We start from the raw sequence: 21,316 nt of genomic DNA, 5'->3' as shown, positions 1-21,316 counted from the left end.
CTATAAACTGTTTACTGCTTTTTTTATTTCATCTCTCATCCTTATAGCTTCTTCTCTTGCACATAAAGCAAATTCTTTTTCTCTATTTTCTTTTTTATAAGCTAATAATATTCCTCTTGAAGAATTTACAACACCACCGTTACCATTGTTTAAATACATTGCAACATCCTCTGCCTTTCCCCCTTGAGCACCATAACCTGGTATTAAAAAGAACATAGAGTTAAATCTTTTTCTTAACTCCTTCCCCTCTTCAACATGAGTACATCCTATAACTCCACCTAATGGATGATATCCACAACTTGAAGTAAAATCTTTGCCCATTTCCATAAGTTTATCTCCAACTATATGATAAACTTTATCTCCTGAAATCGTATCTAAATATTCTATATCTTCAGCACCTTTATTTGATGTTCTAACTAAACTAAATATACCCTTTTTGCCACTTTCTATGTATGGGATATATGGCTCTATACTATCCATTCCCATATATGGACTTAAGGTTATAAAGTCTGCCTCAAAATCCCCTTCAAAATGAGCTTTTGCATACATCTTTGCGGTTGCTGCTATATCTCCTCTTTTTATATCTGCAATTATAATTTCATCTTTTTTTCTTAAATATTCTAATGTCTTTTTGTAAGCCGTTAATCCTTCTAAACCTAATGCTTCATAATAGGCTATTTGAACTTTAAAACATGATGCTACATCATATGTTGCATCTATTATTTGCTTATTAAACTCAAATATCGCTTCACTTGAAGTTCTTCCCTCTTTTAAATGTTCTGGGATATAATCTAATGATGTGTCTAATCCTACACAAACTACTCCTCTTTTCTCAACCCTATCATATAATTTATCCATTATGTAACTTGTCATAGCAAAGTCCTCCTATTTTTTATTATAAGCTTTCTTAAAAAACTTTTTTGATATATTCCTGTATTTACGTTTTTTAAACAAATGTTAATATAGTAAATTATTTTAAGAAAGCTACTTCATTAAGTTTTATCTCTATTTTTTATATTTAATTTCTCCACCTTTTATTGTAGCAAGAACTTCGCCATAATATTCCATACCGTCAAAAGGTGTATTACTTCCTTTAGATGCAAACTCTTCAGAATTTACTTTTATTTTTTTATCTATATCAACTAAAACAAAATCCCCATCTATTCCTATGCTTATTTTTCCTTTATTCATTCCCAAAAGCTTAGCTGGATTATATGACATAAGTTTGCTTAGTTCATTTAAAGATATTATTCTGTCCTTAACCAATTTTGAATAACATACTGAAAAAGCTGTTTCTATTCCTACCATCCCTGGAGAACCCTTTGACTTTTCTTCTAATGTATGTGGTGCATGATCTGTTCCTATTGTATCTACAAAACCAAGTTTTATAGCTTTTAAAATTGCTTCTACATCTTCTTTTTCTCTTATTGGTGGATTAACTCTATAGTTACTTACCTCTGAAGTCAATGCAATATGATGTGGTGTTACTTCTAATGTTACATTTACACCTGTATTTTTAGCATTAATTATATATTCAAGTGCTTCTTTAGTACTAACATGACACATATGAAGATGTGCTTTTGTAATTTTAGACAGTTCTAAATCTCTTAAAGTCATCATATTTTCAGCTATTCTCATATCTATCTTTGAAAATTCTGGACTCTCTGCATGTGACATCAAAACCCAGTTATTTTTCTTTGCTATTTTCATCGCTTCCATCATGGTATTAGAATTAGATACCCCAACTCCATCATCTGAAAATGCTTTAACTTCTTTATCATTTTTAAATTCTTCTAAATGACTTAAAGTTTTTCCATCAAAGTTTTTAGTTACTGATAAACATTGATGTATATCAATCAAATTTAACTCAATAGATTTGTTTCTTATATATTCTAAAACTTCTTTTGACGAACATATTGGATTAGTATTAGCCATTAAACAAACTCCAGTATATCCACCTCTTAATGCCGCTCTAGAACCAGTTTCTAAGTCCTCTTTCCACGTAAGACCTGGATCTCTAAAATGTGCATGAGTATCAATAAATGACGGCATTAAAACTTTACCTTTGCAATCAAATACCTCGACATTTTCTTTTAATATATCTTTTCCAATTTGATTTATCAAACCATCTTTTATATAAATATCTCCTATAAAATCTTGACTCACATCTATAACTCTAGCATTTTTAATTAAAAGTTCCATTACATTCACCTCTTTTTAAACTTCAGATAATTTAGTTATTTCATCACAATACTCACATCTATAAGTACCCTTTTTTTTGCTAACTAATACAAATGAATGCTTAACATACTTTTCAGTTTGAGTTATACATCTTGGATTTCTACATTCTAAAATATCTATAACTTTTTCAGGTAATGTTGGCTTTATCTTTCCAATAATTTCTTCATTTTTAACTTCATCAATAGTTATACTTGGAGAAAGTAAACCTAATACCGTATAATCTAATTCTTCACAATTTTCTATTTTTATTATGTCCTTTTTCCCTAACTTTTTACTCTCAGCATTTATTATAAGAGCAACACTATAATCACTTTTATCAAGTCCTAAATAATTAAATATTTTTATTCCCATTCCAGCTTCAATATGATCTATAACTAATCCATTTTTAATACTTGTAATTTCTAACATCTATAACACCCCCAAAAGTTTAGCTATTAACGCCATTCTAACATACATTCCATATTCAGCTTGTTTAAAATAAACTGCCCTTTTATCATCATCAACTTCATATGAAATTTCATTTACTCTTGGTAATGGATGCATCACTATCATATCATCTTTAGCACCAGACATTTTTTCTTTATTTAATATATAACTATCTCTTAATCTTAAATATTCTTCTTCATTAAAGAATCTTTCTTTTTGAACTCTTGTCATATACAATATATCAATTTGTTCAATTACATCTTCTAATCTTTCTACTTCTATAAATTCTATATTATTCTTTTTTAATATTTCTTCTCTAATATATTGTGGTATTTTTAATTCTTGAGGAGAGATTAATACAAATTTATTTCCTTTGTATCTTGACATTGCTTTAATTAATGAATGGACTGTTCTTCCGAACTTTAAATCTCCACATATTCCAATAGTATGATTATCTAATCCTTTTTTTAACATCTTTATTGTTAATAAATCAGTTAAAGTTTGAGTTGGATGTTGATGTCCACCATCTCCTGCATTAATTATTGGAACAGTTGAAAAAAGACTTGCTACTTTAGCTGAACCTTCTTTAGGATGTCTCATTGCTACTATATCAGTATATATAGATACCATTTTTATAGTATCTGATAATGTTTCACCTTTTGAAACTGATGATGAATTAGGTTCTGAAAAACCAAGAATTTTCCCACCAAGCCTCATCATTGCTGCTTCAAAACTAAATCTAGTTCTCGTACTTGGCTCATAAAATAAAGTGGCTAGTATCTTTCCATCACATACATGAGAAAATTTTTCAGGACATGAAATAATTTGACTTGCTAATTCGAAGACTTCATTTAGTTCTTCTACTGTAAAATCCATAGGATCTATTAAATGTTTACCTTTTATCATTATGATATCACTCCTTTTTAACCGTTAATTAAAACTTATAAAAAGTTATATCAAATCTATCTATATTAAATTTAGATAGCGCCACATCTTATAGCTTATAACCAGTACTAGTATCTGTAAACTAGTTCAGCATTATACTTAAACAAATTATTTTATCTATATGCAAAAATATAATTAGCTATACAAAAAAGCCTTCCTTTATATAAAGGAAGGCGCAATAAACCCTAAAACATGGTATTATATAACTTCCTTGCTGATCTCTCTGGATCAAATTAAAGGTTATTCTTTGTGTAAGCATACCATTATTTTTATAATGTGTCAATAAAAATTAATTCCAATGATTACTTATTTCATCCCACATCATTTTTCCACTTTTAGCTAATGTTACAGTTCCATATACACTATTAGGTACAGCTAAAGACATCATTGTAAAAACAAAATTCCCTTTAGATAACTGTATTAACGCAGTATCATTCTCGACACCATTTTTATCTCCACTTTTACTTGATATTTCATACTTTAAATCATCAGGAATATATAACCCTAATTTATTTTTCTTTTGTTGTCTTCTAAGTATATCAATCAACATTGTACTATTTTTTTCGTCTAAAAAAGTAGATTCATGTAAATGTTTCCAAATTTTTGACAAATCTAAAGCACTTGTAACATTCTCAATTCCTTTACTAGCACTTCGCTCATCAGACGTTTTTCTATTTAAAGAGGTATTCTTTAATCCTAATGTTTTAATATCCTCATTTATTCTATCCATACCTACTATATCAATTAATTTATTTGCAGCTGTATTATCACTTTGAATTAACATTGCTACTAATAATTCAAATATAGTATATTCTCTATCATTAAATTCATGAATTATTCCTGTACCATAAACCTTATCCTCTTGATCAATTTTCACCTTATCAAGAAACGTTAATCTTCCTCTCTCAACATCTTTTATGACCGATACTGCTATAGGGAGTTTCATGCAACCGGCTGCAACCATTTGAACATTTTCGTTGTATCCATAAGAAAAACCACCATTCAAATCTTCGAAAAAAAAGCCATAAGTTCCAATTCTTGATTCCAAATATCTTTTTATTCCTTTCATAATACCCACCAGCTTTCTAAAAAAATCCATTTAATTGTAACTAGTTATAGTATACCACTAATTATAATGTTTTAGCATAATTTATAAAATTATTAATTATTTAGTCTGCAAAACATACACCTATTTTTTTTGCTACATTAACAAGTTCTCCTTCTTTATCTACAACCTTGTTATTTCCTATAACATCTTCTAAACTACTATAAGTAATTTTTGTTCCCTTTAAAGCAACCATATTACCAAATTTACCTTCATTTATAAGTTCAACTGCTGCTACTCCATATCTTGTAGAAAGTATTCTATCAAAAGTACATGTATTTCCTCCTCTTTGTAAATGTCCAAGCACTGTACATCTTACTTCTTGATCCTTAATAATTTTTTCAATATCTGCTGCTAATTTGTTTCCAATTCCTCCAAGTCTGATTGGATCAGGGCTATCAGATACTATCTTAGAAACTACAATATTTCCATCTTTTTCTTTCGCACCTTCAGCAACAACAATAATTGTAAATAAATTTCCTTCACGCTTTCTTTGATTAATCTTATCAATTATCTTTTTTATATCATATGGCATTTCAGGTAATAATATAATATCTGCTGAACCGGCTATTCCTGATTCTAATGCTATAAATCCTGCATTTCTGCCCATTACTTCAAGAATCATTATTCTATGATGAGATTGAGCTGTTGTTGTAAGTCTATCTAGTGCCTCTGTTGCAATTTCAGTAGCTGTATTAAATCCAAAAGTTGTATCAGTGGATCCTAAATCATTATCTATAGTTTTAGGTACGCCTATAACATTAACACCTTTTCTAGCAAAATCTCTTGCTGATGTCAATGTACCATCCCCACCAATTACTACCAAAGCATCAACATGCTCTTTTTTCATATTTTCAATGGCTATATCAGAAACATCTTTTTTTACTACTTTACCATTTTCTTCTACAGAATAATCAAATAAATTATCCTTATTAGAACTATAAAGTATAGTTCCACCCTTAGGTAAAAGGTCTGATACAGTTTCTAATGTCAATGGCATAAAATCATTATTATATAATCCTCTATAACCAAATTTATAACCTATGACCTCATAACCATAATTTAATATTGCAGATTTTGTGATTGCTCTGATCGTTGCATTTAGTCCGGGGCAATCTCCGCCTCCAGTTAATAATGCTATTTTTTTAATATTGTGTTGCATTTAAAACTCCCCCAATCCTTTAATGTCTTTTGGAATATAACTACATTAATTAGTGTATATATTCTAAAATTCTTATTTAATTTTAATAATAAATTTATTAAATGATACAGATATTCTTTTTTCCTTTTCTTTACTTTAATCATAGCACAAAGTTTATATTCTGAAAAGTTTAAATTTTCAGCAAATTAAGCCTTTCTCTAAGAATATAAATAAAAAACTAAACATACCTATACATTATAATAAGTATGTTTAGCTTTTTTATATAATACATATTTTTTTATTATTAATTTTCCATATTTTTCTTGTAAAATTTATTACATTTTTAATAATATAATCTAAGTTTTATTCTTTAAATTATCTATATTATCTTTATAAATTTAATTTTTATAATTATATAAAAAACAAAAACTCCATTTACATTGTTACAGATATAATTCCTTTAAACATAAGTACTCCCAATAATATTCCTGCAAGCACTCTATATATTGCAAATACTCTCATAGGTTTTTTCTTTAAATAAGCAATAAATCCATCCATCACAACTAATGACACTAAAAAAGCAACAACAAATCCAACAATCAATGCTACAAGATTAGTAGTATTCATATGAGAATAATTAAATTCAAATAAATCTTTTGCTGTTGATCCAACCATTGCTGGAATCGCTAAAAAGAATGAAAATTCTGCTGCTACAGGTGTTGAAAGCCCCGCAACCCAACCTCCCATTATTGTTGAAGCACTTCTAGACATTCCTGGCCACATTGAAAGCACTTGAAATAATCCTACTTTTATTGCTTGTATTGGTGTTATTTTATCTATACTTTTGACTGAATGTTTCTTCTTTCTAAAAATATTTTCAATTATTATTAATAAAATACCTCCAACTATAAATGCTACAACTACAGCTTCAGGTCTAAATAATTTTTTTATTTTACTATAGAATAAAACTCCTATTATCCCTGCTGGAATAGATCCTATTAAAACATTAATACCAAATCTAAAACCAACTTCTCCCTTTTTGCCTTTAGTAAAGATATATTGAAAAAATTCTATAACACTATCTTTTATCTTTTTCCAATATAAAACTACTACTGCCAATATTGCCCCTAATTGAATTACTACTTCAAACATATCAACAAATTCACCCTTAAAATTTATAAAGTTTGAAACAAGTATCATATGTCCTGTAGAAGATACTGGAACAAATTCCGTTAATCCTTCAACAATTGCTATAATAATAGCTTTTAATATAAATATAAAATCTAATCCCATTCACTTAACACTCTCTTTCCGACTAAGTTTCCCATTTAATTATAATATTATTTTTATAACATATTATTAATTTTTCCTTAAATTTATATTATTTATTAAATTTTTTCCATCTAAAGATAAATCAATGCTCGTTTGTCCTAATTCCATTTCTACTTCTTTATATTTATTAACTTTTTCATACCCACCATCATTAATATTCAAATAATAGTTATCCACTATTTTGCCATTTTTAAAGGCTCCTACTATTATAGTATCTTTTTTAGATGCATCTTTTTTTCCTTCATTTGCATTAGCAACTTCTACTAAATCGTTTTTCTTCATCAAAATTATATATGCCTTCTCATCATTTCCTATTTTATTATTTTGTGGATCTTTTTCTAAAAGTTTAGTTTCCTCTGTATAAATTGTTGGTGGAAGAAATTTATTTTTTAATTTTATTTCTACTGAGTGTTTATTGGTTACATATGTTATATATGCATTACTTTTAATAGATTTTACAGTATTATCTATAGGTATTGTATAAGAATTCAAATATTTATTTAAATCATTTTTGTAATTTTTATCTTTTGTATTTCCTGTATATGATAATTTATTGATATCTTTGTTCATAAGTTCACTAGCAGATAATATATTATCTTCTTCTTTAAAATAACCTCTATCCAAAAAATCTATCATGACCCATTTATTTTTTTCTTTACTCCAATATTCAACAACATAGTACTCTGGATTTGAATTATTATTTGAATTTCTGCTTCTAAATACACCTACTCTACTAGTTAACCCAATTGAAGTTAATAAATCTCTTTCTATAATTGCCATATTATTTGCAGATGCTTTTTTGCTGTTTCCCTTTTCTTTTAAAATATCATAACCTGATTTTAAATCTAAATCAGCAACATCATCATATTTAATTATACTATTTAAAATATCAGTAGTTTTTAAAACTTTGTCTAATTCACTAGTTTCCTTATCTATAATATTTTTCACAGTGTAGGTAGATTCTAATAGTTTGATTTTTTTCTCATCACTATTTTCATAAAAAAAAGCAATATTATTTTCATTATAATAATTATTCCAAGTTAAAACTTCAAATTCTTTTTTAGGATTATTTTTTGAAAAATTCATAAAAAACAAACTAGATGATACCAAAACAAGTAAAATTATCCCTATAATTTTTTTCATTCCTATGTTTTTCATCTTTTATCTCCTTTATAAAGCAAAGTTGTTACACCACCTTCAATAGATAATTAACAAATTATATTTAATCTGTTAATCTGTCTATTGAAGTTTTCTTCTTAAGTTTTCTTCAATTATTACCAATTATACATTATTAATAAGAATTTCCTCTATAACCTTTTAATTTTTTTAAAGTTACGAATTGTCTATAATATAAATTTCACTTAAAATATAAACTATTATTTAATAACATATTTTAATATTTCATTTTTTTCTTTTTCTACATCTGGCACATAACTTTTTAATAAAGTAAACTTTCCTATTAACTCATACTCACCTAAACTTGCTGGAACTAATATACTATCTCCAAACTTAATTTCTTCTTCTCCTTTAGAATACTTAATTTTTCCATTACCTTCTACACAAGTAAATAAATAAAATCTATTTTCATCACTTTGTTCTTTTATAGAATTTTTTATTATATACTTTTGTATTGTAAAATATTCGCTCAGACACAAATAAACCTTATCATAATTTACATTTTCAATTAAAATTCCATTAGAATTTTCACCTTTAAGTGAGAAATCAATAACGTCTAAGGCCTTTTCTACATGTATTTCTCTTCCTCTATTATAATCATATACCCTATATGTTGTATCACTACTTTGTTGAATTTCTGCAATTATAACTCCTTCACATATAGCGTGAACTAAACCACTTTGTACATAAAAAAAGTCTCCTTTTTTTACTGGAACCTTATTTAAATATTTATCTAAATCTCCATTTTCTATTGAATTTCCAAATTTTTCTTTATCACAATCTTTTGTTCCAACAATTAAATATGAATTTTCCTCAGCACTTACTACATACCATGCTTCTGTTTTTCCTGAATCTTTTTCAACTCTATTAGCATACTCATCATTTGGATGTACTTGAACTGATAATTTGTCTTTAGCATTTATCAGTTTAATTAAAAGTGGGAATTTTTCATCTTTAATTTCTTTTCCTATAATATCATCTCTATATAATTTTATTATTTTTTCAAATGACATTCCTTTCAAACTACCATTAGAAACTATTCCCACTCCATTTTCATGACAAGCTATATCCCAGCTTTCTCCTATAGTGCCTTTTGGCATATTGTCTCTAAATAACTCTAGATCTCTTCCTCCCCATATTCTTTCATAATATAGATTATCAAATTTTATTGGATACATATTCCCCTCCATACTAATATATAAAATTAACTTTATTTATATTAAATCATCAACTTTATTTTAAAACATAACTTGTATTTTTACCATAATTTCTTTATACGGCACATTAAATATTAGATTAAAGATGCGTTGTTATATTTTATAAATTTAATTAATAAAGAGCTTATTCGTTAAATTTGCTGATATAGTATAATACAAAATAAACAAGCAACTAATCTATTATTTTTGAATGTCCTTAAATATTAATGATGGAGATAAATTCCCCATCATTAATATTTATTGTACCAATTTAAATTGTGAGATTATTGATCCGTTTTTATCACCTTTTTTATAATTCTTAATTCGGTTATAATTATCAGTTATTATCTCTTTAGTCTTATTATCTATTTTCTCATTAATTCCTTCATAAGCCCCCTTAAAGTTTGCTAAAGCTCTATCTGCATCCTTTTCAACTGTTATATAATAATATCCTGCATTATTTAATGTCAAAATATCATTTTTATCAATATCATATGACTTTCTTATAGCTTTTATAGCTTCTTCATTTTTTCCTTTATTTAAGTATAAAGTTCCTAATGTTCTATAATATTTTGAAGTTTTATCATCTAATTTTATGCTTTTATTTAATAATTCTATAGCTTCATTTTCTCTTTGATTATTAATTTTAATCAATGCAGAATTATAATATATTTCTGCATTTTTAGGATTCATTTTTGCAGCAATATCATAATATTGTAACGCTTTATTTGAGTCTTTAATAACATCTGAATAATATTGTGCAATATTAAGTACTACTGACGGATTAAATAATTCTTTATTTAAAGAAATTCTAAAAAATGGTTCTATAACTTCTAGTTTTAATTCTTCTCCTTTAGCCTCTTTTATCATTATATCCGGTATTAAAATACCATAAACATTTGAATAATTTTTATTTACTAATATACTTTTATTAGCATAATTAAGAGCTGCTTTACAATCGCCATTTTCATAACTATATAATGATGCAATATATAAATCTATAAATGATTCAGAATTATCATTTAAAATTTCTTGTAATACTTTTTGTGGTTCTTCTTGTCCAATATTTTTATACGCCTTATATTCTATAAGCTTTATCATTCTCTTATCTTCAATTTTATCAGAAATTTTTTTAATCATCTCTATACTTTTTTGTGCTGATTCCTTACTCATTGAATATACTTTAGCTAAACATACTTTAAAGAATTCTTTATCAGAATTCTTTTTTTCCAATTCTGAAAGTTTTTTTACAAATTCATCTTTATCATATGAATATACTTGTTCTATAACATCCAATATCATTATTTCTGAATTGTCTTTATTCCATGCATCTTCTAAAAGTTTCAATCCATTTTCCCAGTTTCCTGTTAACATATTCATTCTAGCTAAAATTGTTAATTCATCTACTGTCAAATCTTCATTTGGATAATTATTAACTATTTCTTTAGCTTTGTCTGGTTGATTATTCATAATATAAATATTAAATATTGTATTTAATAATTCTTTATTATTAGAATTTTCCTTTAAAAATACTTCTCCATATTCTAATGCCTTTTTAGATTCTCCATTCATAAAATATGTAACTACCAATTCATTAGTCAGTTCATCATCTGAACATTCTTGTAATTCTTTTTTGTCAATATTAGTTATTGCTTTGTTTCTGGCTTCATATACCTTAGAAAGTAACTCATTAGATTTTACATAATCACATTTAATAGAATAAATCTCTGCAATTTTAAGATTTTGTAATGGCCATTGTGATTTTTCTTGTAACTTTTGATACTCTTCAATAGCTACATCGTATTTTTTATTATAAAAAGCTTCTTCTGCTGAATTAATTGCAATCGACACCACTTCATCTGTTGTCATAATATTTTTAGTAGTGATTACTATTCCCATTGTTAATGCCATCGTTAAAATAATTGTTATTATCGAACTAAAATAGTTGTATTTTTTACAAAGTCTCTTATAAAACTTAGATATCTTTTGTAGAAAAGAAGTCTTATTTATCTTTTCCATATGTACACTCCTCACTTTAATTGGTAAATTATTTTTTCAATTTATGTTACAAATACTCTATATTCTATTTTTATTTGCCCTTAATTTTATACTTGTCTTATATTTTAACAAACCTTGATATAAAAATCCATATTTATTCTTTTATTAACATAATTCACATTTAAATAATACCAAAACAACATAACTTATATCACAAAATATATAATGTACTTTTATCTTTTATTTTCTTTAATATGCCTTATTGGGTTCATTAAAAATTTATGATATACTTATACAAGATTTTAGTATTATTTTTGATATTTATGGTAAAATCTTATATTATTAATATTAGGTATATTGTTGAAAATAATAGATAAAAAGTACCTACACTATTATCTATTATTCCCTTTTCATGTGCCTTAAAATTTGATTAGGTGGTGACTAAAATAAGTATTAAATCTATTTTAAGTATACTTTTAGCAAAAAGTACTGCTTTTCTTTCAAAACATATTTTAAAAGGTGGAAGTACTTTTCCTGGAAAAGTAGCTTTAAAAGTTGATAAGACAATCTTAAAAAAAGTTAGTGCTGGTTATAAAGTGATATTAGTAACTGGAACTAATGGGAAAACAACAACTACTAGTATGATTACAAACATACTAAGGGAAAAAGACTTTAATGTTATAACTAATAACACAGGGGCTAATCTATATCCGGGTATTACCGCTTGTTTTATATCAAATTACAAGTTCTTTAAAAAGGTAGAAAATAGATATGCTGTAATTGAAGTTGATGAAGCTAATGTTAAATTTATTACTGAGCATATTAACCCTGAAATAATAACCGTAACAAATTTATTTAGGGATCAGTTAGATAGATATGGTGAAGTTTATACAACTTTAAATAAAATTTTAGAAGGTGTTGTAAAAGTTCCTTCTTCTAAATTAATTCTAAATGGAGATGAATCTTTACTTGGAAAATTAGATTTAAAAAATCCAACTATATATTATGGTTTTAATACCCCTATTTCAGAAAATTCTTCTATAGATATAAATGCAGACTCAAAATTTTGTAAAGTATGTAAATCTAGGTACTCTTACAATTTTGTAACTTACAATCATTTAGGAGATTTTTATTGTGATGAATGTGGCTATAAAAGACCTGAATTATCTTATTCAGTTAATAAGATTTTTGATTTAACTCCTGAGAATTCATCTGTTCTTATTAATGATACAGAAATCTTAATAAGTCAATCTGGGGCTTATAATATTTACAATGCATTATGTGCTTATTCAATAACAAAAGAACTCGGAGTTGAAGATAATATAATTGCAAATTCTCTTCAAAATCAAAACTCAAGTTTTGGTAGACAAGAACAAATACAAATAGATAATAAACATATTGAAATAATTTTAGTTAAAAATCCTGCTGGTTATAATCAAGCATTAGATACTCTTTGCCTTAATAAAGAAGATTTTTCAGCTGCATTTTTATTAAATGATAACTATGCTGATGGTAGAGATGTTTCATGGATATGGGATGTAGACTTTGAAAAAATCTCATCACTTCCAATTAAAAATATATTTGTTTCTGGTATGAGAATGTATGATATGGCTGTAAGATTAAAAATAGCTGGTCTTGATAAGGATAAATTTGTACTTGAAGAAGATTATGAAAAATTAACAGAAGCAATAAAAAATAGTAGCTGTTCTAAAGTATATATTCTTGCAACATATACTGCAATGATAAACTATAGAAAGTACCTTCATTCAAAAGGCTACATAAAAAAATTATGGTAATTAAAGGAGGTAATAGTTTGGAATTAACTATCTGCCACTTATATCCCGATTTATTAAATGTATATGGTGATATAGGTAATGTATTAATTTTAAAACATAGAGCTGAATCTAGAGGAATTAAAGTAAATATTATTAATTCTTCTTTAAATGATGAATTAAATAAAGATGAAATAGACATACTTTTCTTTGGCGGTGGTCAAGATTATGAACAATCTATTGTATCAGATGATTTGAATAAAATAAAAAAATCAAGTTTAACAGAATATATAGAAGAAGGAAAAGTACTTCTAGCAATATGTGGAGGATATCAATTATTAGGTAACTATTATACTGCTCCTAATGGTGAAAAAATCAATGGACTTGGAATATTGGACATATATACTGAAGGTGGAGATACAAGATTTATTGGAAATACAGAAATATATAATGAAAAATTTAATCAAACATACGTTGGATTTGAAAATCATTCTGGTAGAACATATATAAATAACAATACTCCACTTGGAAAGTGTATCCATGGATATGGTAATAATGGTGAAGATGGATATGAAGGTTGTATTTATAAAAATACTTTTGGTTCTTACTTCCATGGTTCATTTTTATCTAAAAATCCTGAATTTGCTGATAAATTATTAAGTTTGGCTTTATCTAAAAAATATTGTAAAGATATAAATTTAGAAAACTTAGATGATACTTTTGAGATAAATGCTAAACAAACTATTCATAAAAGATTAAATAAGGTAGTAGATAAAATTTAATATCTATATATAATTGGGTAAATAAAATAATTTACCCAATTATATTTTTATATAAATTTATTTATAAGTACGTTCATTTATTTATAATACGTTTATTGGTTAAATACTCAATCTCCCAATCTTCAATTTCGTTAAGAGTTTTAAATTCATATCCCAACTTTTTGTATCTATCAATAACATCTTGAAGTGCATCTGCTGTAGTTATTTTATTATCTAAATCATGCATTAAGACTACTTCTATTTTATTTGTGCCTACTTGTTTTTGAATATTATTTTCTATGTTTTCTGCTGAAACTAATTTTGCAGAAGCATCCCCTGAATCTACACTCCAATCTATGTAATTTATCCTTTCTCGTTTAAGTTCACTTTTTATATTATATAAGACATCAGAATTACATACAAGATTATCAGACCCTCCAGGCATTCTAACAAAATTAAATGTATTATTTTTATTAGTTAAATTATCTATTATTTTCATACAACTTTTTAAATCATTCATATAATATTCTGTTGATGAATATAACTCATCGTATTTGTGATTATTACAATGAGGTATTATAGACATATTATACTCATCTAAATGTTTAATAATATTTTTATGTCTTAATGCATTTGATCCTATTACGCAAAATGTAGCTCTTACATTATTCTCATTTAATATACTTAAAATATTCTCTGTATTATGAGGTGACGGTCCATCATCAAAAGTTAAATATACGATTTTCCTTTCCGTATTTTGTAATGCATTTACAGTAAATGAATTAAAAAGCATTATTAAACTCAAAACAGTTAACATAACATATTTTACATATTTTTTCATGCTATTCACCCCTTTTCAAACCTTTTATATTGTTATATATAGTTTGTTCAAAAAATTTTAATATATATGTAGTAATTAGAGGTAAATCTAACAATTGTAATTGGTAGATTTACCTCTAATTACGTTGATTTTATTGTTATTATGTAACATAAATGTTATACTTAATGTTGTTTAATATATTAATATAGAGATGGGGAGATCTTACTTGAAAAAAAATTTTATTTTAAAAACACTTGCATTAACTCTTTCCATTTCATTATTTACACCATTTTCTTTAAAGAGTTATGCTAGTGAATCAAAAACACAAAACTTACCAACAATTCAAGCTGAAGCAGCTTTAACAATGGATTTAAAGACTGGAGAGGTAATTTATTCTAAAGATGCAGACAGCAAAAGATATCCAGCGAGTACTACTAAGCTTTTAACAGGCTTATTGTTAGCTGAAAACAGGAGTAAAAATCAAGAAATTACTTTTACAAAATCAGCTAAAGATCAACCTGAATATTCTTTAAACATTAACTACATGAAAAATAGCATGAAAATTGGAGATAAAATGCTTGCTGATGACGTAATGAAAGGATTGCTTCTTTTCTCTGGTAATGATACTGCTTATATGATTGCTGATAATGTTTCTGGTAGTGCTACCGCATTTGCAGATTTAATGAACAAAAGAGCAAAAGAACTAGGTGCTAATAATAGTAATTTTATTACTGCTAATGGTCTACATGATCCTAACCACTACACAACAGCGTATGATTTATCATTAATTACCAAAGCTGCTTTCGAAAATCCATGGGAAAAAGAAACTATGGAATTAAAAGAAGCACCAATAAACATTGGTAACACTAGAATAATTTTAGAAAATAGAAATTTAGGACTTGGTAAAAATGGTAATATTGCTGGAAAAACTGGATTAACAAATGCTGCTGGTGGTTGTTTAGCTGCTGTGTATGAAAAAGATGGAAGACAGTTAATAGGTGTAGTACTTAAGAGTAGACAGATTGATAATGCTGACATGACTAAGTTTAATGACATGGACGCAATCATGAATTATAGTTCTACAGCACAAAAAGAAGTATACAAAAAAGCAAATGAAGAAGTTGGTACTACTGATTTACAATACAAAGCATTTGGGTTCTTTGGACCAACAAAAACTATTACTGTTCCTATAGCTTTGACTCAAGATGTAATGTATTATAAAAATGATATAAACGATAAGGATTCAAAGATAACTTATAATCCTTCAAACGGTAGTGCTTGGAAACTTGCTTTCAATAAAGATACTAAATTAACATATAGTACTAGAAACTATAGTGAAGAAGTTCAAGGTACAGTTGGAATATCTGTAGGAAAAATTTTTAAAGACAACCTATTATTATATGGTACTGTATTAATAATAGCTATTATAATAGTTACATTAATATTCTTTATTAGAAATATGGCTAAAAATAATAGAAATAGAAGAAGACGTTATAGAAGAAGATATTAAAAATAACTAAATTATAAGTTTTATTTACATAGGAGAATATATATGGATAAAATTCAATTTAAGGGTAGTGCAATTTTAAACCCTGTACCCGTAGTATTAATTACTTCTAAAAATAGCCAAGGTGAAACTAACGTTTTTACTGTAGGATGGACTGGTACTGCTTCTACTAGACCTCCTATGTTATATATTTCAATAAGGCCCGAAAGACTTTCTTATGAATATATAAAAGAATCTATGGAGTTTGTTGTAAATTTGCCTAGCTCTGATTTAGTTAAAGCAGTAGATTATTGTGGTGTTAGATCTGGGAAAAAAAATAATAAGATAGAAGAAATGAAATTTACATTAAAAGATAGTGATAAAATATCTACTCCTTATATAAATGAATGTCCTATTAATATTGAGTGTAAAGTAAGCCAAATTGTTCCTTTAGGATCACATGATATGTTTATAGCCGAAGTTTTATGTTCACATATTGATTCAAATTTATTAGATGAAAATGGAAAGATTCATTTTGAAAATGCCAATTTAATTTCTTATTGTCATGGAGAATATTTCCCATTAAGTAAAAAACCTATTGGTTCATTTGGTTATTCTGTTATGAAAAAAAATACCAAAAAACGTAAAAAAAATACTAAATAAAAATAAGTCTATCGTTATTGATAGACTTATTTTTATTCCCAAGTTTCCCAAATTTCAGGTTTATATCCTATAGTTGCTATTTTACCGTTTCTTACTACCGGAGTATTCATTACTTTAGGATTCTTTAAAAGTATTTCTGATTTTATTTCACTACTTCTTATATTATTCAAATTTAATTTAATATAGTCTTTAGCTTTAGAATTTATTAAATCATTTATATTTATGCTTGTTAAAACACTTGAAAGTTCGCCTTTACTCATACCCTTTTCATTCAAGTCTATAAATTGAAAATTTATTTTCCTTTCCTTAAAATATCTTTCAGCCTTTTTTGTGTCAAAACATTTTTTAATCCCAAATATTTGTATATTCATTATTTTTTCTCCTAAAATTAAAATTAGTTAAAAGTATAAACTTCCATTTATACTTTACATTTAAATTAAAATAAAAGCAATTCTAAACAGAAAATATCTCTTATTAATCCATTGCAGTTTTTTTTAATTTATGTTTTGCAAATTCAATTAAAGCAGGTAATATAGATATAAAAATTATCATAATAACAACTATTGAAAAATTATTTTTTATAAACTCTACTTGTCCAAAAAAGTATCCAGACAATGCTACTATTAACACCCATAAAGTACCTCCAATAGAGTTAAATAAAAAGAATTTTTTATAATTCATTTTACCTATACCTGCTACAAAAGGTGCAAAAGTACGCACTATAGGAATAAATCTTGCAAATATTATTGTCTTACCACCATATTTTTCATAAAATTCATTAGTTTTATCTATATGATTTTTCTTTATAAGTTTACCATTGCAAATTTTAAAGGCTTTCTTTCCCAATAATCTTCCTATCTCATAATTTACTGTATCCCCAAAAACTGCTGATATTATCAAAATAGGTATTAATATATAAATATTAATTGCTCCAAGAGCTGCAAACGTAGCTGCTGCAAAAATAAGTGAATCTCCTGGTAAAAATGGAGTTACTACTAGCCCTGTTTCACAGAATATTATAAAAAATAATATTAAATATGTTTCTATTCCATAATTATTTATTACTGTTCCTAAATATTTATCAAGATGTAAAAAGATATCTACTATTAACGTAAAATTATTCATTTTTTCCTCCTATATTATAGTTATAATTTACAATTTTACATATTAAATTATATCATAAATATGAATAAATTTTGAATATACAGTTAAAATTTATTCATATTTAATCCTTATAAAACATATTTATCCTAATAAGTAAAAATATATTTATTTATAGGATTAATTGAAATAAACAAATGATTAAAATCTATATATTCTATATATTTATTTTCTCTTATAGAACATAAATATCTTTGATTTAAATATTTTTTAAATCAAAGATATTAAATTTTACTTATATATTATTATTCACAGTTAAAATTTAAAAAGAAATATTATAGCCTAAAGGAAATTTTATACATATGTAGAATATATTTATATGTAATCTTTTACAAATAGGAGGGGTTTATATGTTAAAAAGTAAAAAGAAATTTTTAATGTCAATGGCATTAAGTTTTGTCTTAATGTCTTCATCCACTACTGCTTTAGCAACTACAAATATTGGACAAGATAAGGATACTCAACAAAAAATAAGTACTGAATCTAATAAAAGTTTAAAAGATTTAAATGAACAATTAGTAATGGGAGTAGCTTGGATGCAAACATCTGGTGAATATAGAGCCTTATGCTATCAAGCTTATAATACTGCACAAATGATTGTAGATAAAGAATCTTCAAAATTTAAAACTGGAGATAAACCTTTAGCTATAATTACTGATTGTGATGAAGCTGTAATTGATAATAATGAATATGAAGCAGGATTGATTGGCAAAGATAAAGCTTTTAGTGATAAAACATGGGGAGAATGGGTAGATCACGCTGATGCTAAAGCTATGCCTGGCGCAAAAGAATTCTTAAATTATGCTTCAAGTAAAGGCGTGGAAATATTTTATGTAACAGGAAGAGATGAAAAAACTGGACTTGACGCTACAATAAAAAATCTTCAAAAATTAGGTTATCCATGCGTAGATAAACAACATATGCGTTTAAAAACTACTTCTAGTAATAAACAACCTAGAATGGATGAGATAACTAAAGATTATAATGTAATAATTTATATGGGTGATGATGAAGGTGATTTCCCTGTTGGTTCTTATGGTAAAGGGGTAGCAGAAAGAAATGAATTAGTTGATAAAAATAAAGATAATTTTGGAACTCACTTTATTATCTTACCAAATCCAGTATACGGACATTGGGAAGGTGCTTTATCAAGCGATTATTGGAAATTAGATGCAGCTGGTAAGGATAAAGTTAGAAAATCACATTTAAGAACTTGGACATCTAGTGAAGCTCAAAAATAAATAAAAGAGCCCAAAGTAGAAAACTTAAAATTCTACTTTGGGCTCTTTTAAATAACTTTGTATCTAGAAAATCAAACCCTAACTCTAAACACTTTATAATAAAAATTATAACTATATTATTTATCATATATTTTTATTATCATATTTTTCTTTTATAATAATCCTGAATAGCATTTTTTAAAGCCATAACACCAAGATTAGAACAATGTTTTTTATTTTCAGGTAATCCTCCTAAAGCATCTATTATATCATCTTCAGTAATTTTTAATGCTTCTTCTAACGTTTTACCTTTTGCCAGTTCTGTTGTCATACTACTTGTAGCAATCGATGCTGGACAACCATATACTAAAAAACTTATATCTTCTATCAAGTTATTTTCTACTCTTATATATATATTTAAGTAATCTCCACATTTCGGGTCCCCATTTGTTCCTTCTCCATTTAAATTACTTATTAATCCCATATTTCTAGGACACATAAAATGATCCATAACAATATTTGAATATTCTTCTTTAAACATATACTCTACTTCCCGTCTTTAAAACCTTAAGTATTAATTTCTCTATTATTACCCTTGCACCAATCTTTACAAAATTGTGCTTTCTTATTGCACATAACTTTTTCTGAACCACAATTTGGGCAAATAAATCTATCTTGATCATAATTTATCTCATAAACTGTTTCACAATCTAGACATTTAAATTTACAAAGTTTTGTAGTATAATGTCCACCACTTATTTTTATTGCTTTTCCTTCTGTTAAAGCAAGTGCTGTCTTTTTTCTTGCGCTATCTATAATATTTTGAAATGTTTGTCTTGAGACTTCCATTTTTTCAGCACATTCTTCTTGATTTAAACCTTCAATATCTTTTAATCTCATAGCTTCAAGTTCTTCTACCTTTAAAACTATCTCTTCAATTTCACATTTAGGTTTTCCCCAAGGTACAAAATAGTTATCTTCTGGGAAAAATTCTACTCGTCTAAACTTTGTTGGTCTTGCCATCTTCATCCTCCTTGCATCTGTTGCATATTCCAATTAGCATAATATCTACATCATTTACTTCTACAGCCTTTTTTTCTTCAACTTTTCTATTTAATTTAATATACTCTAAATTTAAATAGTTGTCATCAATATCTATTATACTATTACATTTGGAACATTTAAAATGAATATGCAGAGGCTTTCCACTAAAAATTTTTATTTCATAATAACTTATCCCATCAATATTTATTTCTTTTATTATACCTAAATCACTAAATAATTTTAAACTTCTATATATGGTAGTAAAACCAATATTTTCATTTTTAACTTTTTCATAAATTTCTTTTGCTGATAAATGAGTCTTAGAATTAATTATTTCTAATAATACAATTCTTTTTTGCATAGTAAATTTATGTCCATTTTTTTGAATTATATCTTTATAAAAAGAAATATCTTTATCCATATATATATTCCCAATTATTAGTCATTGCAGTGTCCTTCATGAGCATGTTCAGTGCATACACTTCCTGTTGATTTTAATTCTCCCTTTATAAACTTTTGAATAACATCATCACATAATCCTTGAACTCCAACAAAAACTTCTATGTTATTTTCTTTAAAAAGATCTTGTGCTGTTTCTCCCATACCACCTGCAATTATTACATTTACATCCTTTTCTTTTAAGAAAACTGGTAAAAATCCTGGTTTATGTCCTGGACTAGGTATAAAATCTTTTTTTAGAGATTTTCCTTCTTCTAAATCATAAATTGTGAATCCTTCACAGTGTCCAAAGTGTCCACTTACATATTTTTCTTGAGTTGCAATTGCTATTTTCATTTTCATTTCCTCCTAAATATTTTAAATTTTATAT

The 21,316-nt window shown here is 26.3% G+C and carries 22 protein-coding genes; 5 read left to right on the top strand and 17 right to left on the bottom strand.

Annotated elements, in window-relative coordinates:
- From pyrF to KYD98_RS14100, 10 genes are all read right to left on the bottom strand, one after another.
- Positions 1-873 carry an orotidine-5'-phosphate decarboxylase gene (gene pyrF, locus KYD98_RS14145; RefSeq protein WP_219780694.1) on the bottom strand — a complete coding sequence of 291 codons (873 nt, stop codon included), beginning with the start codon at positions 871-873 and terminating at the stop codon, positions 1-3.
- A 132-nt stretch (positions 874-1,005) separates the two neighbouring features.
- The gene (locus KYD98_RS14140; RefSeq protein ID WP_219780693.1) at positions 1,006-2,202 is read right to left on the bottom strand and encodes a dihydroorotase; all 1,197 of its coding nucleotides are present in this window, start codon (positions 2,200-2,202) and stop codon (positions 1,006-1,008) included.
- Between the two features lie 15 nt (positions 2,203-2,217).
- On the bottom strand, positions 2,218-2,649 hold the full coding sequence (locus KYD98_RS14135; RefSeq protein ID WP_219780692.1) for an aspartate carbamoyltransferase regulatory subunit: 432 nt from the start codon (positions 2,647-2,649) through the stop codon (positions 2,218-2,220).
- Positions 2,650-3,573 (bottom strand): aspartate carbamoyltransferase, encoded by a 924-nt coding sequence (pyrB, locus tag KYD98_RS14130; protein ID WP_219780691.1) that lies wholly within the window; start codon positions 3,571-3,573, stop codon positions 2,650-2,652.
- A 328-nt stretch (positions 3,574-3,901) separates the two neighbouring features.
- Entirely contained in the window at positions 3,902-4,681 is a 780-nt protein-coding gene (locus KYD98_RS14125) for a serine hydrolase (RefSeq protein WP_219780690.1), read from the bottom strand.
- A gap of 100 nt (positions 4,682-4,781) precedes the next feature.
- Complete coding sequence (locus KYD98_RS14120) at positions 4,782-5,879, bottom strand: 6-phosphofructokinase (protein WP_219780689.1); 1,098 nt, start codon at positions 5,877-5,879, stop codon at positions 4,782-4,784.
- 414 nt (positions 5,880-6,293) lie between these two features.
- Entirely contained in the window at positions 6,294-7,151 is an 858-nt protein-coding gene (locus KYD98_RS14115) for an undecaprenyl-diphosphate phosphatase (protein ID WP_219780688.1), read from the bottom strand.
- Positions 7,152-7,217: 66 nt separating this feature from the next.
- A complete protein-coding gene (locus KYD98_RS14110; protein ID WP_258049833.1) occupies positions 7,218-8,348 on the bottom strand; it encodes a hypothetical protein in 1,131 nt (376 codons plus the stop codon).
- A 218-nt stretch (positions 8,349-8,566) separates the two neighbouring features.
- Positions 8,567-9,544, bottom strand: a complete 978-nt coding sequence (locus tag KYD98_RS14105; RefSeq protein WP_219780687.1) for a type I phosphomannose isomerase catalytic subunit — start codon at positions 9,542-9,544, stop codon at positions 8,567-8,569.
- A gap of 276 nt (positions 9,545-9,820) precedes the next feature.
- Complete coding sequence (locus tag KYD98_RS14100) at positions 9,821-11,581, bottom strand: tetratricopeptide repeat protein (protein ID WP_219780686.1); 1,761 nt, start codon at positions 11,579-11,581, stop codon at positions 9,821-9,823.
- A 416-nt stretch (positions 11,582-11,997) separates the two neighbouring features.
- Here KYD98_RS14100 and KYD98_RS14095 point away from each other — a divergent pair, with 416 nt between their 5' ends.
- Complete coding sequence (locus tag KYD98_RS14095; RefSeq protein ID WP_219780685.1) at positions 11,998-13,356, top strand: Mur ligase family protein; 1,359 nt, start codon at positions 11,998-12,000, stop codon at positions 13,354-13,356.
- Positions 13,357-13,373: 17 nt separating this feature from the next.
- On the top strand, positions 13,374-14,114 hold the full coding sequence (locus KYD98_RS14090; protein ID WP_219780684.1) for a type 1 glutamine amidotransferase: 741 nt from the start codon (positions 13,374-13,376) through the stop codon (positions 14,112-14,114).
- Positions 14,115-14,187: 73 nt separating this feature from the next.
- Here the strand turns inward: KYD98_RS14090 and KYD98_RS14085 are convergent, their stop codons facing one another.
- The gene (locus KYD98_RS14085) at positions 14,188-14,934 is read right to left on the bottom strand and encodes a polysaccharide deacetylase family protein (protein ID WP_219780683.1); all 747 of its coding nucleotides are present in this window, start codon (positions 14,932-14,934) and stop codon (positions 14,188-14,190) included.
- Between the two features lie 205 nt (positions 14,935-15,139).
- Between KYD98_RS14085 and KYD98_RS14080 the strand changes: the two genes are divergently transcribed.
- Together KYD98_RS14080 and KYD98_RS14075 are read left to right on the top strand one after the other, a co-directional pair.
- On the top strand, positions 15,140-16,423 hold the full coding sequence (locus KYD98_RS14080; protein WP_219780682.1) for a D-alanyl-D-alanine carboxypeptidase family protein: 1,284 nt from the start codon (positions 15,140-15,142) through the stop codon (positions 16,421-16,423).
- A 42-nt stretch (positions 16,424-16,465) separates the two neighbouring features.
- Positions 16,466-17,062 (top strand): flavin reductase family protein, encoded by a 597-nt coding sequence (locus tag KYD98_RS14075; RefSeq protein ID WP_219780681.1) that lies wholly within the window; start codon positions 16,466-16,468, stop codon positions 17,060-17,062.
- Positions 17,063-17,094: 32 nt separating this feature from the next.
- Here KYD98_RS14075 and KYD98_RS14070 read toward each other — a convergent pair whose 3' ends face one another.
- Together KYD98_RS14070 and KYD98_RS14065 are read right to left on the bottom strand one after the other, a co-directional pair.
- Positions 17,095-17,433, bottom strand: coding sequence for an arsenate reductase family protein (locus KYD98_RS14070; RefSeq protein ID WP_219780680.1), 339 nt, complete (start codon positions 17,431-17,433; stop codon positions 17,095-17,097).
- Between the two features lie 103 nt (positions 17,434-17,536).
- On the bottom strand, positions 17,537-18,187 hold the full coding sequence (locus KYD98_RS14065) for a DedA family protein (protein WP_219780679.1): 651 nt from the start codon (positions 18,185-18,187) through the stop codon (positions 17,537-17,539).
- Positions 18,188-18,573: 386 nt separating this feature from the next.
- Between KYD98_RS14065 and KYD98_RS14060 the strand changes: the two genes are divergently transcribed.
- The gene (locus KYD98_RS14060; protein ID WP_219780678.1) at positions 18,574-19,464 is read left to right on the top strand and encodes a 5'-nucleotidase, lipoprotein e(P4) family; all 891 of its coding nucleotides are present in this window, start codon (positions 18,574-18,576) and stop codon (positions 19,462-19,464) included.
- Between the two features lie 139 nt (positions 19,465-19,603).
- Here KYD98_RS14060 and KYD98_RS14055 read toward each other — a convergent pair whose 3' ends face one another.
- From KYD98_RS14055 to KYD98_RS14040, 4 genes are read right to left on the bottom strand one after another with little or no spacing between them, the layout of a single operon-like run.
- Entirely contained in the window at positions 19,604-19,984 is a 381-nt protein-coding gene (locus tag KYD98_RS14055; protein ID WP_219780677.1) for an iron-sulfur cluster assembly scaffold protein, read from the bottom strand.
- A 26-nt stretch (positions 19,985-20,010) separates the two neighbouring features.
- Complete coding sequence (locus KYD98_RS14050; protein WP_219780676.1) at positions 20,011-20,466, bottom strand: DUF134 domain-containing protein; 456 nt, start codon at positions 20,464-20,466, stop codon at positions 20,011-20,013.
- On the bottom strand, positions 20,444-20,908 hold the full coding sequence (locus KYD98_RS14045) for a Fur family transcriptional regulator (protein WP_219780675.1): 465 nt from the start codon (positions 20,906-20,908) through the stop codon (positions 20,444-20,446). Before KYD98_RS14045 ends, KYD98_RS14050 begins: the two co-directional genes overlap by 23 nt.
- Positions 20,909-20,925: 17 nt before the next feature.
- Entirely contained in the window at positions 20,926-21,282 is a 357-nt protein-coding gene (locus KYD98_RS14040) for a NifB/NifX family molybdenum-iron cluster-binding protein (protein ID WP_219780674.1), read from the bottom strand.
- Positions 21,283-21,316 lie beyond the last annotated feature (34 nt).

The sequence above is a fragment of the Clostridium weizhouense genome (genome assembly GCF_019431045.1).
Classification (GTDB): Bacteria; Bacillota; Clostridia; order Clostridiales; family Clostridiaceae; genus Clostridium; species Clostridium weizhouense.
Note: the sequence above shows the minus strand (reverse complement) of the source record. Positions and strands in the feature narration are given on the sequence as shown.